At 46.1% G+C, this 256-nt stretch carries 1 protein-coding gene; it reads left to right on the top strand.

The genetic code is table 11. From position 1 onward, the window contains the following. Nucleotides 1–256 (top strand): Hpt domain-containing protein (locus AAEY87_RS14165; protein WP_350657635.1); only part of this gene is annotated, 256 nt, incomplete at both ends.

Below are 256 nucleotides of genomic sequence, written 5' to 3'. Positions count from 1 at the left end.
CAAGTATATTTTGCTGATAGTAAGCAAAGAGTTGCAGCGCTGCGAATTGCCCACCAAAAAGACGATAACGCCAATGGCTTCGAAACTGCTCATGCTTTAAAAGGTGCTAGCGCTAACTTAGGTACGACTCAATTAGTGCGTCTTAGCAGCCAGCTACAAGAATACTGCCGTGAGCGCCGGATTAATGAGCAAGCCGTCCTGATCGAAGAGATTGCCATTGCATTACACCGTGCTGAACAAGAAATCAATCAGAGAC

This window comes from Psychrobacter sp. S1-30-MNA-CIBAN-0213 (assembly GCF_040309845.1).
Taxonomy (GTDB): domain Bacteria; phylum Pseudomonadota; class Gammaproteobacteria; order Pseudomonadales; family Moraxellaceae; genus Psychrobacter.
This window is presented reverse-complemented; position numbering and strand designations above follow the sequence as displayed.